Genomic DNA, 12,881 nt, shown 5'->3' on the forward strand with positions numbered 1-12,881 from the left:
CAGTACGTTCACGCCGCGCCACAGTCCAGCGTTTCTGTGTCAGCTCAGCACAGAAGCGTCTGATACGTACGCGCCCCCTCACACTGCCAGGCCCAGCAGGGCCAACAGGTCTGCCGTCACCACCCGGTAGGCGTTGCCGAGTCGCAGCACCTTGCACGGGTACTGGCCACGCTTGGCAAGCTCGTACCCCTTACTCCGCCCCAGCCCAAGAGCCCGGTTGCCTATCTCCAGGTCAACGGCGGCAGGAAGCTCCAGAAGCTCCGCGCGGCTCATCCCTTTCGCTCGGCCACCCTCTTCGTTCTCGCGCATGCGCGCTCCATCCATGGCTGAGCCCTCGGCGAACGCGGCCATCGCGCCCGTCTCCAGGTCATGGAATCAACGCTAGGCGAGCTACTGTGTCTACATGACACAGCGTCGTAGCGACCATGGATATGAGAAGGCCGACGACGAGGACGACGTCCTCGAGTGGGTGGACCAGGTCATGGCCACCGTGGCCGGCGAGGTCCGCAGACGACGGAAGGAACTCGGTTGGAGCGCACAGGACTTGGCCGACAAGTGCGACGAGATCGGCCACCCGATCCCCCGCAACGTGATCGCCAACATGGAGTCCGGGCGCCGCTCCAACCTGCCCCTGGTCGACGTCATGGTCCTGGCCGAAGCGCTGAACACCCCGCCCATCTGTCTCATCTATCCCGTCGGCTACGTCGACGACGTGCAGCGGCTCCCGCTCCAGCACCCCACCTCCACCCTGAACGCCCTGCACTGGTTCACCGGGGAGGAGACCGATCTCGGCGCGGACGACGACATGCTCCGCTACTTCCGCGCCCACCACGCAGCCGAGGAGCAACTGCGGAACGCACGGCGCGACGAGGAGTACGCGCGCTACCACGCCGAGACCGCCCCGAACACCGACCGGAAAGCCGAGGCCCTCCGCACCCAGGCTCGTGCCGCCGAGGCGGCCGACGACGCCGAGAGCCGTCTGCGCAGGATCCGCGCCTTCATCCGGGAAGAGGGCGTCACGCCCCCCTCCCTGTGGCCCGACCTTGCCGCCGCGATCGACTCACCCGGAACCGACCCCGACACCACCGAGGAGAATGATCTTTGAAGGGCTCCACCTACCGCCGCTGCTCCTGCCGCGACCCGAAGACCGGCAAGGAACTCGGCACCTCCTGCCCCAAGCGCAACAGCAGGAACCACTGCACCTACTCCATACGCTAGGAACTCTCGCCCCGTGAGGACGGCAGTCGACGCTCCTTCGCCCGTGGCGGGTACGGCAGCCTCAAGGCCGCCCAGGCCGACCTCGACCACGTCCGCGCCCTCCTCGGACTGGCCGAGTCGGACGACCCCGAGGGCACGGAACTCATCGCCGAGATGCTGGCGGAGGTCAGCCGTGAGCGGTCGCCTCTGCCCGACGTCGAGGAGACCAGGCGGCGTCTCAACGCCGGCCAGGATCTCATCGGCAGCCTGACGGTGAGCGAGTGGCTCGACCGGTGGCTGGCCGGCAAGCGCATACGCAAGTCCGGCCTCAACCGCTACGAGACCGACATCCGCGTGCACTTGAAGCCGCGTATCGGAAACCGCCGCCTGGACCGGCTGCGCGTCAGCCACCTCAGCGAGATGTTCACGGACATCCGCGACGCCAACGCCCAGATCCTGGAGGACAACGCCCAGCGGCGAGCCGCGATCGACGAGCTGGCGACCGTCCCGTGGAAGGGCGTGGACAACCGCGCTCGCCGCAAGTCGATGAAGGCCGCGATCGACGAGATGCCGCCCTTCCGTCGCATCACCGGCCCCGCCACACGCCAGCACGTCAGGGCCACCCTCCGCGCGGCCCTGAACGACGCGATCGGGCAGCAGATCATCACGTTCAACCCGGCAGCCCACATCGAGATCGATCCCGTGCGCAAGCCGAAGGCGCTCGTGTGGACGGACGAGCGGGTCGCCAAGTGGGAGCAGACGGGCGAGAAACCGTCGCCCGTGATGGTCTGGACGCCCCAGCAGACCGGCGCCTTCCTCGACTTCGTCGCCGAGGACCGGCTGTACGCGATGTGGCACCTGATCGCCTTCCGCGGCCTGCGCCGTGGCGAGGCATGCGGACAGCCGTGGTCGGAGACCAACCTCGACACCCACTCCCTCACCGTCTCCTCCCAACTCGTGCAGGACGGCTGGGAGATCGAGGCATCCGATCCCAAGACCGACAGCGGCTACCGCGTGGTCGCGCTCGACGACGACACCGTCGACGTCCTGAAGCGGCACCGCGAGCGGCAGGACGCGGACCGCAAGGAGTGGGACTCGGCCTGGGTCGAGACCGGCCACGTCTTCACTCAGGAAGACGGCTCCTGGCTCCATCCGGGCAAGGTGACCGACCTCTTCGAGCGCCTCGTCGCCGCTTCCAGCCTCCCGCCGATCCGGCTGCACGATCTGCGCCACGGCGCGGCAACGCTCATGCTGGCCGCCGACATCGATATCAAGATCGTGTCGGACACGCTCGGGCACAGCGACACCCGGATCACGCGGGACATCTACCAGAGCGTCCTGCCCCAGGTCGGCAGGAGCGCCGCCGAGGCGACGGCGAAGCTGGTCCCGCTTCAGCGCAAAGCCGAGGCAGAGAAGGCGGCCCGCAAGGCCGCGAAGAAGGAGAAGGCCAAGAAAGCCGCGGCGAAGAACGCCAGCAAGGGCAAGGGAGGCAAGCCGAAGAACGAGGCGAAAGCCCAGGCCAAGGCCGACAAGAAGACCAAGCGCCGAACGCCCGAGAAGTAAGTTCCTGAGCGGCTCCGCTCACGCATCGCTCACGCAAGCAATGTCTCGGCAACCCAGCCATGTGACGCGTCACGCCCCGAGCAACACAAAACCCCAGGTCAGCGACTATCTGGCCTGGGGTTTCTCGGAGCCGCCTTCGGGATTCGAACCCGAGACCTACGCATTACGAATGCGCCGGTTCGTCGGCTCGGGCGAATGCTTCCCGGACGTCAACACCGTTTGCGATTCCGCCCTGCCCAACGGTCGTCGAGCGCCGCAGGATACCTTGTAGGTAAGCGTCCGCAAGAAGTCCCCGAAAAATCCCCGACGCCACGCGAGCCGCGTTTGCCGCGCCAAAACACCAGGTCAGCGTCTTGATCAAAAGTGGCTGACATGAGCGTGAAGTACAAGGAGACGGCTCGGGGCGGGCTGGCGGTCAACATCATCGAGTGCTGAGGGAAGCGCCGACGGTTGCGTGTGACCGGAGGCGTACGCGCATTACCTCTGACGTAATCGACCATCCGAAGCCCGCCGGGCAAGGTGATCCCTACCAGGCCTCGGACCGGCGAACCCCGGTCGGGGCCCTGGCAGACCGTTCCCACGGAACCCCGACGCCCACGGAGGCCGATCCGTCATGTCCGCTCTTCAGCTGTCCGCTCTGGCCCGCACCTCCGACCCGCAGACCATGCTGCGCCGCTTCCTCGCCCTCGACGCGGTCACCACCACCGGCAACGGACTCGCCTATCTAGCCGCCTCCGGGCCGCTCGGCCGGTTCCTCGGCATGAACCAGGGGCTGCTGCTGGGACTCGGCGCCTTCCTCGCGCTCTACGGCGCGGGCGTCGGAGTCCTCGCCTCGCGCAAGAACCCGCCGGTGCTGCCGGTCCGTGCCGTCGTCGAGGCGAACGCGGTCTGGGCCGTGGTCAGCCTGATCGCACTCGTCGCCTGGCTGTCGCCGACAACGGCGGGCGCAGTGTGGATCCCGCTGCAGGCCGTCACGGTCGGCGGATTCGCAGCCCTGCAGCACGCGGCGCTGCGCGCGACGCGGACCTGACTCGGATCGGCCCGCGAAGTCGGCCCGGTTCTCAGTTCGACAGCCGGCGAAGGCTGCGCGGCGCCCTCACGGGGTATCAACCGTGCAAGGCGTAACAGGCTCAACCTCCTTACCCCCACGAACACTTCAGGGAGTACAGCCATGCTGCGAGGCATCGACGTCAGTGCGTACCAGTCGTCGGCCTACGACACGGACGGACTCTCCTTCGTCTTCATCAAGGCGACGGAGGGGCATACGTATGTGAACCCCAAACTCACCGCCCAGGTGAAGACCGCCCGGGACGCCGGCTGTGTGGTCGGCTTCTACCACTTCCTGTGGCCCGGCAATCTCACGGCCCAGGCCGAGCACTTCGTCGCCAAGGCTCCTGAGAAGGCGGGCGACCTGCTGGCGGTGGACTGGGAGACCACGGGCGACGGCACACACGCGAGCAACGCCGAGAAGGACCGCTTCATTCGTGCGGTGAAGAAGCTCCGCCCCCACCACCGCGTGATCCTCTACACCAACCGCAACTTCTGGCTCAACGTCGACACCACCTCGTACGCCGGCGACGGCCTGTGGATCGCCGACTACGTCCCTGCGGGCAACCCCCGCATCAAGGCGGCGTGGCGGTTCCACCAGTACACCTCCGACCCCGTGGACAAGGATGTCGCGCACTTCTCCACCAAGGCCGCGCTGCGGGAGTGGGCCGTGGGCGGCTGAGCGAGCCGCGTCTACTCTCGAACGGTGACTGAACGGCAGTCGTACGGAAGAAGGGAACACCACAGCATGGGCGGGACGGTCAGCGCGGTCAGCAGCAACGAGGCGTACACGTTCACCAAGCCGAACAGGGAGAGCATCCGACTGCTCACGGGGCTCGGCGTGGAGGGGGACGTGCACGCCGGAGTGACGGTCAAGCACCGGTCCCGGATACGGAAGGACCCCACGCAGCCGAATCTGCGGCAGGTGCACCTCATCCACGAGGAACTGTTCGACGAGGTGCGGCAGGCCGGGTTCGAGGTGGCCGCCGGGCAGCTCGGGGAGAACGTCACCACCCGGGGGATCGATCTGCTCGGCCTGCCCCGGGGAACCCTGCTGCACCTCGGGGACGAGGCCGTCGTGGAGGTCACGGGGCTGCGGAATCCCTGCGCCCAGATCGACGGCTTCCAAAAGGGGCTGTTGAAGCAGGTCGTCAGGCAGGACGAGGACGGCAAGCCACGGTTCATGGCCGGGATCATGGGCGTCGTCGTGACCGGGGGTGTGGTGCGGCCCGGCGACCCGGTGGGGATCGAGTTGCCCGACGGGCCGCACCTGCCTCTGGAGAGGGTCTGAGGCGGCCGGTCCTACCCGCGGAAGGCCGCCGTCCGCTCGGGTGACGCCTCCATCAGCGCCTTCTCGACAGCCGCGGCTCCCGCCCGCAGGCCGTAGACGGGGGTGGCGGGCTGCTGGCGCCAGGAGTCGTCGATGCCGCCGGCGTCCACCGTGTCGAAGCCGAGTTCGTCGATCAGGGCCCGGACCTTCGCCTTGGCCGTCTCGTCGTCACCAGCCACCGGAACCGCCATGCGATCGGGGTCGCCGACCGGACGGGGGCGCTCCAGGAGGTCCTGGGCGTAGGTGCCGTTGAACGCCTTGACCACCGGGTGGCCGATCTGTCGTTCGGTCCAGCGGCTCTCGGTCAGGCCCGCGTCCTCGATCTCCGCGATGCGTCCGTCCCGCTCCTTGGGGTAGTAGTTGCCGGTGTCGATCACGGCGACACCCTTCGCCGCGCCGTCCAGCACACCGGACGGCAGGTCCGGCACCGCCTTCACCGGGATCGTGATCACCACGACCTCGGCACCACGGGCTGCCTCCCCGACCGTGACGGCGGTCGCGCCCGTCTCCTCGGCCAGCGCGGTGAGTGTGTGCGGGCCGCGGGAATTGGCGACGGAGACCTCATGGCCGAGGGCCGTGAGCCGCCGGGTGAGATTGCCGCCGATGTTGCCCGCGCCGATGATGCCGATCTTCATGACTGGCCTCGCCCTTCCGTGGGTCGGTGTCCGGGAACCGCCTTGCGAGCAGCACCAACCCACAGGCCGGGTGCGCTATTCCGTACTGTGGCGAACGGAGGGACATGGAGCGGTGGCGGCCGTCCGGGGTGGCAGTCGGCCGGCGGCCGGAACCCGGGGCGGCAAGTGGAGGGATCGGGCCACGCCCGGACATCCGCAGCAGCGCCCGACCTCGGCGCGGATGGTGCGCACGGTCAGTCCGGTCGCGCGGGCCGGTTCGCCGATCGTGAACAGGTCGGTGCCGTCGTCGATCATGTCTGGGAGTCTGGGCCTTCCAGCGAGCGGAGACTCAAGCCGGAGGAGTGACGACTCATGCCCGACAGTCTGCGGGAGATCCTGGACGCGGCGGCCCGCGGGGTCTTCCCCCCGGCGGACGGCGGTACGACGGTCGTGCGTCAGCATGCGCACCGCGACGCCGGGGTCCTCGCCTTCACCGCGCACTCCGTCGTCTTCACGGACGAGGACCCCCGGTGGGTGCGCAAGATGCTCGGTTCCCTCGACTGCGACGCGCTCTCCGCGACGATGAACCCACGGTTCCTGGCCGCTTTCATGGACCGGACGGGCCGGGCGAACGACACCATCGACCTGCTCTCCGTCGCCGCCCCGCTGCCCGGCGGGCCGCCGCTGCCCCTGAGCGAGATCGAGGATCCCGGCCATCCCCGGGTCGTCCGGGCCCGCGGGCGCCGGGACGACGTCCGGGTGTGGGTCGCCGACGGCGGTGTGCTCGTCCTCGGGCGCGGGATCGCCGGGCGGCTGGAGGTAGCCGTGGAGGTGGAGGAGGAGGCCCGGCATCGGGGGCTGGGGCGGGCGCTCGTCTCGGCGGCCCGGCATCTCGCCGCCGAACCGGTCTGGGCCCAGGTCGCCCCGGGGAACGCCCGCAGCCTGCGGGCGTTCCAGGCGGCCGGTTACCGGCCGGTGGGCTCGGAGGCCCTGCTCATCGCGGCCTGAGCCACGGGCCTCAGTGCCACGGCAGGTAGTTCGGGTTGCTCTCGCAGTCGCTCATCTTCTCCGTCTTGGTGGCCTTGTCGACCGGGCAGACCCCGATGACGTACTGGCGCGCGATGCCGCCGGGGAAGGCGACCTCGACCTGGTCGGCCCATTTGTGGGTGTCGCCGATGGTCTTGTTGACGTCGATGCCGCCGGGGGCGTCGATGTAGTAGTTGTAGCCCGACTTGTACCAGGTCTTGTACAGGTCGTGGTCGTACGATGTCGACACATACGGCGAGGGCTGGTTGACCAGGACGTACTTCTCCAGGTCGTACTGGCCGCCCACGACGTCCCTGGGGTGGAAACCCTCGGCGAAGATGGTCGTCGGCGGGCGGCTGTCGCTGCGGTAGAGCGTGCCGCAGGTCGTGCGCCAGACCGGGCGCGGGGAGATACGGCCGAGGTCCACGTGGTGGTCGGCGGCTGCCGTGAGCGGGTCGAAGAACTGGGGGCAGGCGGTCGCGGCCTTCTTGGCCGCCACGGGGTGGGCCGGAGTGGTGGCGGCGGTCGTGGCGAGGACCGCCGCCAGGGACGCGGCGAGCATGACGGCCCGTCGACGCAGGCGAGTTGTGGTCATGGGAGCACCCTCGTGGCTGCGCGCCGACGGGCCGTGGATCCTCACTCGTACGGCGGCGTGTTGGCAACCGCCTTTGCCTCAGCGGAAGATGCCCGTGTGGCCGAGCGAGTAGCGGCCCGGCTGCGGGTAGACCGCGAGGCCGTGCGGGCCGCTGCCCACCTTGATGCGGGCGAGCTGCCGGCCGGTCGCGGTGTCGATCGCGTACACCTCGGCGTTGTAGCGGCCCGACAGCCACAGCACCTTGCCGTCCGAGGAGACGCCGCCCATGTCCGGGCTGCCGCCGTTCGGCAGCCGCCACTTCTTGACCAGCCGGTTCTGTGGGAAGTCGAAGACGGAGATGGTGCCCTCGCCACGGTTGGAGATGTACATCTCGCGCGAGTCGCGGCTGACGTAGAGGCCGTGCGCTCCCCTGCCCGTGGCGAGGAAGCCCGGCTTGCCGAAGGCGTCGCCGTCCACGACCCACAGGCCGTCGGCCATCATGTCGGCGATGTAGAACTTCTTGCCGTTCGGGGAGACCTTCACGTCCTGCGGCATGGCGCCGTGGAACGGCAGCTTCTGCTTGCCGATCACCTTCATCTTCTCGGTGTCGACCTTGAGCAGTTCGCCGCTGAACTCGCAGGAGACGATGAAGTAGCGGCCGTCGAGCGAGAAGTCGGCGTGGTTGACGCCGTAGCAGCTCGACGGCACGGCCTTCGCGACCTTCATGGTGTGCGCGTCGCGGAAGACGAGCTGACGGTCGAGGGAGGCCATCACGACCGCGTACTTGCCGTTCGGCGTGAAGTACAGGTTGTACGGGTCGTGCACGTCGACGGGCTTGCCCGCCTCGCCGGTCTTCGGGTCGATGGGGGTGAGGCTGTTGCCCTTGTCGTTGTTGACCCACAGCGTCTTCAGGTCCCAGGACGGCACGACGTGCTGGGGCTGGACGCCGACCGGGATCGTCTTGATGACCTTGTACGTCTTCGGGTCGATGACCGACACCGTGTTGGAGTTGGTGTTGGGGACGTAGACGAGGGACGGGAAGTCCTTGACCACCGGGGAGAGTCGGCCCGGTCGGTCGGCGGCGTAGACGTCCTTCGGGTCGAGTACCGGCGGCATGCCCGGCAGGCCGTCGACGGTCTGCGGCTCGGCGGTGGCGCTGGGGGACGTGGAGGCGGTGGCCTTGTCCTTGGGGGTTCCGCTGCTGCAGCCGGCGAGCGCGGTGAGGGCGGCGCCGGCGATCAGTACGCGCGCGAGGGTGGTGGGGTGCATCAGCTCAGCAGCTCCGTGGTGGTCACCGCGGTGAGACCGCGGTGGTCGAGTTCGTGCAGGAGGGCGGGGAGGGCGGCGATCGTGTCCGCATAACCGAAGTGCAGGCTCACCACGGATCCGCCGCGGATCTCGCCGATGACCTTGCGGGTGATCGCGGGGGCGCCCGGCGAGGTGTAGTCGAGCGAGTCGACGTCGTACGACAGGACGTGCGGGTAGCCGGCGCGACGGGCCAGCCGTTCGACGAGCGGGGTGGCGCGCGGGGCTCGGGAGGGGCGGAACCAGGTGCCGATGGAACCGGTCAGCTTTCGCAGCCGGTCGGCGCATCCCTGGATCTCGGCGAACGCGTCCGTCTCGGAGAGGGTGTTGATGCCGATGTGGTGCAGGGTGTGGTTGCCGAGGTCGTGACCGCCGTCGAGGATGCGGCGGGCGAGTTCGGGATGTTCGTCGAGCCAGGTGCCGACCGCGAGCACGGTGATCTTCGCGCCCGCCTTCTCGGCCGTGTCGAGGATCGACCTGGCGAAGGAGGGATTGCCCTGTCCGTGGAAGGTGAGGGCCACCCGGGAGCGGTTGCGGGGGCCGTGGGTGATCTGTGCGGGCTGCTGCGGGAGGGCGCGGGGTGCGGGCGCGGCGACCTGGGTGCCCGGGGCGGGCGAGCCGGCCGGGGGGCGCGGGGGGCCGCTGGTGCCGGCTCCAGGCCGGTCGTGGGAGCTGCCGGAGGAGCAGGCGGTGGCGAGGGCACCGGCGGCGGCCAGCCCGGCGCCCGCGCGCAGCGCCGAGCGGCGGTCGGGCATCGCGCGGGCGCCGGGGCCGGTCTCAGGGGGAGGGACGGGCGTGGTCACTCTCACCATTTAAGGACGCACTGGGGTGAAAACCGGCGATTTGGCCGTGAAGAGAGGGTAAGGGTCGCGAGCGAGGGGTTTGCGGCCCGACGGCGGGTCCCGGTGGGCTCCGGGGTACGGGTCACGGGTCACGGGCGGCGAGGATCGGCGCCTTGTCCGTGGAGTACCAGGAGCCCTGACGGACCGGCGGCCCGGATGCCCGACGAGGGCCTGGTCAGCGGTCGGCGATCCGCATTTCGAACCAGGCCGTCTTGCCACGCGGCAGCAGGTCGACACCCCAGCGGTCGGCGAGCTTGTCGACGAGGAAGAGACCGCGACCGCTCACGTCCATCTCCTGGACCGGCATCAGACAGGGCAGCCCACGGGAGGGGTCGCGCACCTCGACGCGGATCCAGCCCCGTCGGTGACGCATGCGCAGCCCGAAGACCCGGGCGCCGGTGTGCCGGACGGCGTTGCCGACGAGTTCGGAGACGAGCAGGACCGCGTCCTCGGCCAGCTTCGGGGACAGCCCCCACTGGCGCAGGATGACGACCTGGGCGAGCCGGCGTGCGGTGGCCGCCGACTCCGGACGGGACGGCAGGGACACCTCCGCGTCAGCGGGACTGCCGAGCAACTCCAGTGCTCTGAGCGCCTGTTCATCCTCGATCGCAGGTGACCAGCGCGCCGCGGTCGCACTCCCGTACCGCCGCGGTTGTTCGACACCCTCCAGCCCCGCCATGCCCCCCATGATGACCGCCCAAGGTGCCGCATGGAGGCGTTACGGAAGAAAACCGCCCCCGGAACAGCGCATTCCGCGACATTCGATTGGCATATGCCAGAAGCAAGGTGAGCAGCGTCGCACCCCAACTGACCTGCACAAACAGGCCAGTTGGGGGCGCATTCCGGACCGCATCGAGGCGACGGACTCAGGGGTTCCCTGAGGTTCCCGTGAACCGCCCCTTCGAGGGACAACGGGTGAGACGTCGCGTCAACTGCAAGTGGATCACGGTATATTTCCTGAGCAGATCCTCAGGTCCGTCGGCTCAGACGAACTTCGCCTTGCCGGGCCCCTCCTCCACGAAGCTGCGCATGCCGCGCTCCCGGTCCTCCGTGGCGAACAGGCCCGCGAACCAGTTCCGTTCCACGGTGAGACCGGTCTCGATGTCCGTCTCCAGCCCCGCGTCGATCGCCTCCTTGGCGGCGCGCAGCGCGATCGCCGGCCCCTGGGCGAGCCTCGCGGCCCAGGCGTGCGCCTCGGCGTACACCTCCTCGGCCGGTACCACCCGGTCGACCAGGCCCAGCGTCAGCGCCTCGTCCGCCTTCACCATCCGGCCCGTGAAGATCAGGTCCTTGGCCTTGGAGGGGCCGATCAGGCGCGCCAGCCGCTGGGTGCCTCCCGCGCCCGGGATCAGACCGAGCAGGATTTCCGGCTGCCCCAGCTTCGCGTTCTCGGCGGCGAAGCGGTAGTCGGCACACAGCGCCAACTCGCAGCCGCCGCCCAGGGCGTAGCCGGTGACGGCGGCGACGACCGGCTTGGGGATGCGGGCCACGGCGGTGAAGGAGTCCTGCAGGGCGCGGGAGCGCACGACCATCGCGGCGTGGTCCATGCCCTGCATCTCCTTGATGTCCGCGCCCGCCGCGAACACCTTCTCCCCGCCGTAGATGACCACGGCGCGCACGTCCTCGCGGCGCGTGACCTCCTCGGCGAGTTCCTTGAGGCGGTCCTGGGTGGCGACGTCCAGCGCGTTCATGGGCGGGCGGTCCAGGCGGATCGTACCCACGCCTTCGGCGACTTCGAGATGCACAGTCATGGCAGGAAGGTTAACGGGCACTAACGCGATCGGGCCCGGTGTGCTCGCTCACAGCGGCACGCCGGGCCCGTTGGTGAACCGTTCCTACTTGATCCACTCTTCCCAGGGCATGTTCCAGCCGTTCAGCCCGTTGTCGGGCGCGACCGTCCTGTCGCGGGAGTTCTTGACGATGACGACGTCACCGGTGATCGAGTTATTGAAGAACCAGGCGCCCGCAACCGACTTGCTGTAACCGCCGCGCACATCGCTCAGGCCGACGCAGCCGTGGCTGGAGTTGACGTTGCCGAAGACGCCGCCGCCCCAGTAGTTGCCGTGGATGAAGGTGCCGGAGTCGGTCAGACGCTGGGCGTGCGGCACGTCCTTGATGTCGTACTCGCCACCGTAGCCGACGGTCTCGCCGTTCATCCGGGTCACGGTGAGGCGCTCGCTGATGACCATCTGGCCGTTCCAGGTGTCGTAGCCGGGCTTGCCGGTGGTGATCGGGATGGTCTTGACGACCTGCCCGTCGCGCCTCACCACCATCTTGTGGGTCTTGGCGTCGACGGTGGAGACCTGGCTGCGGCCGATGGTGAAGTTCACCGTCCGGGTCTGCTTGCCGTAGACGTCGGGACGGCCCTCGACGCCGTCGAGGTTGAGGTTCACGGTGACCTTGGTGCCGGGCTTCCAGTACTCCTTCGGGCGGAAGTCCAGGCGGTCGTTGCCGAACCAGTGGCCACGGACCTCGACGGCCGGCTCGGTCTTGATGGTGATGGCCTTCTCGACGTCCTCGGGGTGGGTGATGCCCCGGGTGAAACGGACCGAGAACGGCATGCCCACACCGACCGTGGAACCGTTCTCCGGCGCGTAGTTGCCGACGAAGGTGTTCTTCGGAGTCAGGGTGGTGAAAGAGGACTCCTCGGCGGAGGTGAGACCCGCGGAGTCCTTGGCGACCGCGCGGACCTTGTACGTGGTGGCCGCGGCCAGGTGGGTCGAGGGCGTCCAGGTGGCACCCCCGTCGGTTATCGCCCCGGCGACCTCGCGGCCCTTGGCGTCCTCGACCTTGACCTCGGTCAACTTGCCCTTGGCGGCCGTCACCTTGAGGGCGCCGTTGGTGCCCACGGCCTCGGCGCCGTTCTTCGGAGCGATCGTGACGACTGCCTGCGACTGCTTGGTCCCGGCCGTACCGGAGCCCTTGCCCTTCGTGTCACCGGACCCAGGGCCGGAACCCCCACCCCCGCCGCACGCGGTGGCGGTGACCAGGAGCGCCCCGAGTACCAGTGCCGACAGCCCCTTGCGTCCACGCCCCCCTCGCCGGTCAAAGCTCCCCCGCGCCACTCTCTCGCGCGCATCAACCGACGCCCCCGATATCGGTCGCCCGTTCAACGTTCCCGTCTCCCCTCGCACGGCCTGGTGAGGCCCGCACTCCAGCGCGACTCGCGCGCGCATGGCGACAAATGAATCACACGCCACGGCACGAAGCCTCCCCGTGACTGTCACATTTCAGTCCCAACTTGAGCCGCGCGACAGGTGTACAGGGGTACGCCGGGCGCACCACCGGCGTGCCCCTGTACACCCCTTGTGCCGACCGTGCGGCCCCTCCTGGGAAACGTGAGTGCGCGGCACGCTCTGGGCAGAACAGTGGGGAGGACGACG

The 12,881-nt window shown here is 69.0% G+C and carries 13 protein-coding genes and 1 pseudogene; 6 read left to right on the plus strand and 8 right to left on the minus strand.

Annotated elements, in window-relative coordinates:
• Nucleotides 1-78 precede the first annotated feature (78 nt).
• Nucleotides 79-309: a hypothetical protein gene (locus ACWDEX_RS19865; protein WP_450464917.1), complete on the minus strand. Its 231-nt coding sequence runs from the start codon at nucleotides 307-309 to the stop codon at nucleotides 79-81.
• Between the two features lie 94 nt (nucleotides 310-403).
• On the opposite strand from ACWDEX_RS19865, the gene ACWDEX_RS19870 reads away from it, so the two are divergent.
• The 5 genes and pseudogenes from ACWDEX_RS19870 to ACWDEX_RS19890 all read left to right on the plus strand — a co-directional run bounded on the left by ACWDEX_RS19870 (nucleotide 404) and on the right by ACWDEX_RS19890 (nucleotide 5,098).
• Complete coding sequence (locus ACWDEX_RS19870; RefSeq protein ID WP_450464918.1) at nucleotides 404-1,105, plus strand: helix-turn-helix domain-containing protein; 702 nt, start codon at nucleotides 404-406, stop codon at nucleotides 1,103-1,105.
• Nucleotides 1,102-2,760: pseudogene (locus ACWDEX_RS19875) on the plus strand (tyrosine-type recombinase/integrase). Before ACWDEX_RS19870 ends, ACWDEX_RS19875 begins: the two are co-directional and overlap by 4 nt.
• Nucleotides 2,761-3,373: 613 nt before the next feature.
• On the plus strand, nucleotides 3,374-3,790 hold the full coding sequence (locus tag ACWDEX_RS19880; protein ID WP_450464920.1) for a hypothetical protein: 417 nt from the start codon (nucleotides 3,374-3,376) through the stop codon (nucleotides 3,788-3,790).
• Between the two features lie 141 nt (nucleotides 3,791-3,931).
• Nucleotides 3,932-4,489, plus strand: a complete 558-nt coding sequence (locus ACWDEX_RS19885; protein WP_450464922.1) for a glycoside hydrolase family 25 protein — start codon at nucleotides 3,932-3,934, stop codon at nucleotides 4,487-4,489.
• A 66-nt stretch (nucleotides 4,490-4,555) separates the two neighbouring features.
• Complete coding sequence (locus ACWDEX_RS19890; protein ID WP_450464952.1) at nucleotides 4,556-5,098, plus strand: MOSC domain-containing protein; 543 nt, start codon at nucleotides 4,556-4,558, stop codon at nucleotides 5,096-5,098.
• Between the two features lie 11 nt (nucleotides 5,099-5,109).
• Here the strand turns inward: ACWDEX_RS19890 and ACWDEX_RS19895 are convergent, their stop codons facing one another.
• A complete protein-coding gene (locus tag ACWDEX_RS19895; protein ID WP_450464924.1) occupies nucleotides 5,110-5,835 on the minus strand; it encodes an NADPH-dependent F420 reductase in 726 nt (241 codons plus the stop codon).
• Between the two features lie 288 nt (nucleotides 5,836-6,123).
• Here ACWDEX_RS19895 and ACWDEX_RS19900 point away from each other — a divergent pair, with 288 nt between their 5' ends.
• Nucleotides 6,124-6,759, plus strand: a complete 636-nt coding sequence (locus ACWDEX_RS19900) for a GNAT family N-acetyltransferase (protein ID WP_450464925.1) — start codon at nucleotides 6,124-6,126, stop codon at nucleotides 6,757-6,759.
• Nucleotides 6,760-6,769: 10 nt separating this feature from the next.
• On the opposite strand, the gene ACWDEX_RS19905 is transcribed toward ACWDEX_RS19900, so the two are convergent.
• The 6 genes from ACWDEX_RS19905 to ACWDEX_RS19930 form a co-directional block, all read right to left on the minus strand.
• Nucleotides 6,770-7,372 carry an ADP-ribosyltransferase gene (locus ACWDEX_RS19905; protein WP_450464926.1) on the minus strand — a complete coding sequence of 201 codons (603 nt, stop codon included), beginning with the start codon at nucleotides 7,370-7,372 and terminating at the stop codon, nucleotides 6,770-6,772.
• 78 nt (nucleotides 7,373-7,450) lie between these two features.
• Complete coding sequence (locus ACWDEX_RS19910) at nucleotides 7,451-8,620, minus strand: YncE family protein (protein ID WP_450464927.1); 1,170 nt, start codon at nucleotides 8,618-8,620, stop codon at nucleotides 7,451-7,453.
• Entirely contained in the window at nucleotides 8,620-9,468 is an 849-nt protein-coding gene (locus ACWDEX_RS19915; protein WP_450464928.1) for a polysaccharide deacetylase family protein, read from the minus strand. Before ACWDEX_RS19915 ends, ACWDEX_RS19910 begins: the two co-directional genes overlap by 1 nt.
• Nucleotides 9,469-9,673: 205 nt before the next feature.
• Nucleotides 9,674-10,177 (minus strand): ATP-binding protein, encoded by a 504-nt coding sequence (locus tag ACWDEX_RS19920; protein WP_450464929.1) that lies wholly within the window; start codon nucleotides 10,175-10,177, stop codon nucleotides 9,674-9,676.
• Nucleotides 10,178-10,481: 304 nt separating this feature from the next.
• Nucleotides 10,482-11,249: an enoyl-CoA hydratase/isomerase family protein gene (locus ACWDEX_RS19925; RefSeq protein WP_450464930.1), complete on the minus strand. Its 768-nt coding sequence runs from the start codon at nucleotides 11,247-11,249 to the stop codon at nucleotides 10,482-10,484.
• 84 nt (nucleotides 11,250-11,333) lie between these two features.
• Entirely contained in the window at nucleotides 11,334-12,611 is a 1,278-nt protein-coding gene (locus ACWDEX_RS19930; protein ID WP_450464931.1) for a L,D-transpeptidase, read from the minus strand.
• Between the last annotated feature and the right edge of the window lie 270 nt (nucleotides 12,612-12,881).

The organism is Streptomyces sp. NPDC001020, assembly GCF_053599115.1.

Bases quoted from the DNA above. Each gene is read 5' to 3' on its own strand.
- ACWDEX_RS19865 (WP_450464917.1), bottom strand. From the start codon at position 309: ATGCGCGAGAACGAAGAGGGTGGCCGAGCGAAAGGGATGAGCCGCGCG.
- ACWDEX_RS19870 (WP_450464918.1), top strand. From the start codon at position 404: ATGACACAGCGTCGTAGCGACCATGGATATGAGAAGGCCGACGACGAG.
- ACWDEX_RS19880 (WP_450464920.1), top strand. From the start codon at position 3,374: ATGTCCGCTCTTCAGCTGTCCGCTCTGGCCCGCACCTCCGACCCGCAG.
- ACWDEX_RS19885 (WP_450464922.1), top strand. From the start codon at position 3,932: ATGCTGCGAGGCATCGACGTCAGTGCGTACCAGTCGTCGGCCTACGAC.
- ACWDEX_RS19890 (WP_450464952.1), top strand. From the start codon at position 4,556: ATGGGCGGGACGGTCAGCGCGGTCAGCAGCAACGAGGCGTACACGTTC.
- ACWDEX_RS19900 (WP_450464925.1), top strand. From the start codon at position 6,124: ATGCCCGACAGTCTGCGGGAGATCCTGGACGCGGCGGCCCGCGGGGTC.
- ACWDEX_RS19905 (WP_450464926.1), bottom strand. From the start codon at position 7,372: ATGACCACAACTCGCCTGCGTCGACGGGCCGTCATGCTCGCCGCGTCC.
- ACWDEX_RS19910 (WP_450464927.1), bottom strand. From the start codon at position 8,620: ATGCACCCCACCACCCTCGCGCGCGTACTGATCGCCGGCGCCGCCCTC.
- ACWDEX_RS19915 (WP_450464928.1), bottom strand. From the start codon at position 9,468: ATGGTGAGAGTGACCACGCCCGTCCCTCCCCCTGAGACCGGCCCCGGC.
- ACWDEX_RS19920 (WP_450464929.1), bottom strand. From the start codon at position 10,177: ATGGCGGGGCTGGAGGGTGTCGAACAACCGCGGCGGTACGGGAGTGCG.
- ACWDEX_RS19925 (WP_450464930.1), bottom strand. From the start codon at position 11,249: ATGACTGTGCATCTCGAAGTCGCCGAAGGCGTGGGTACGATCCGCCTG.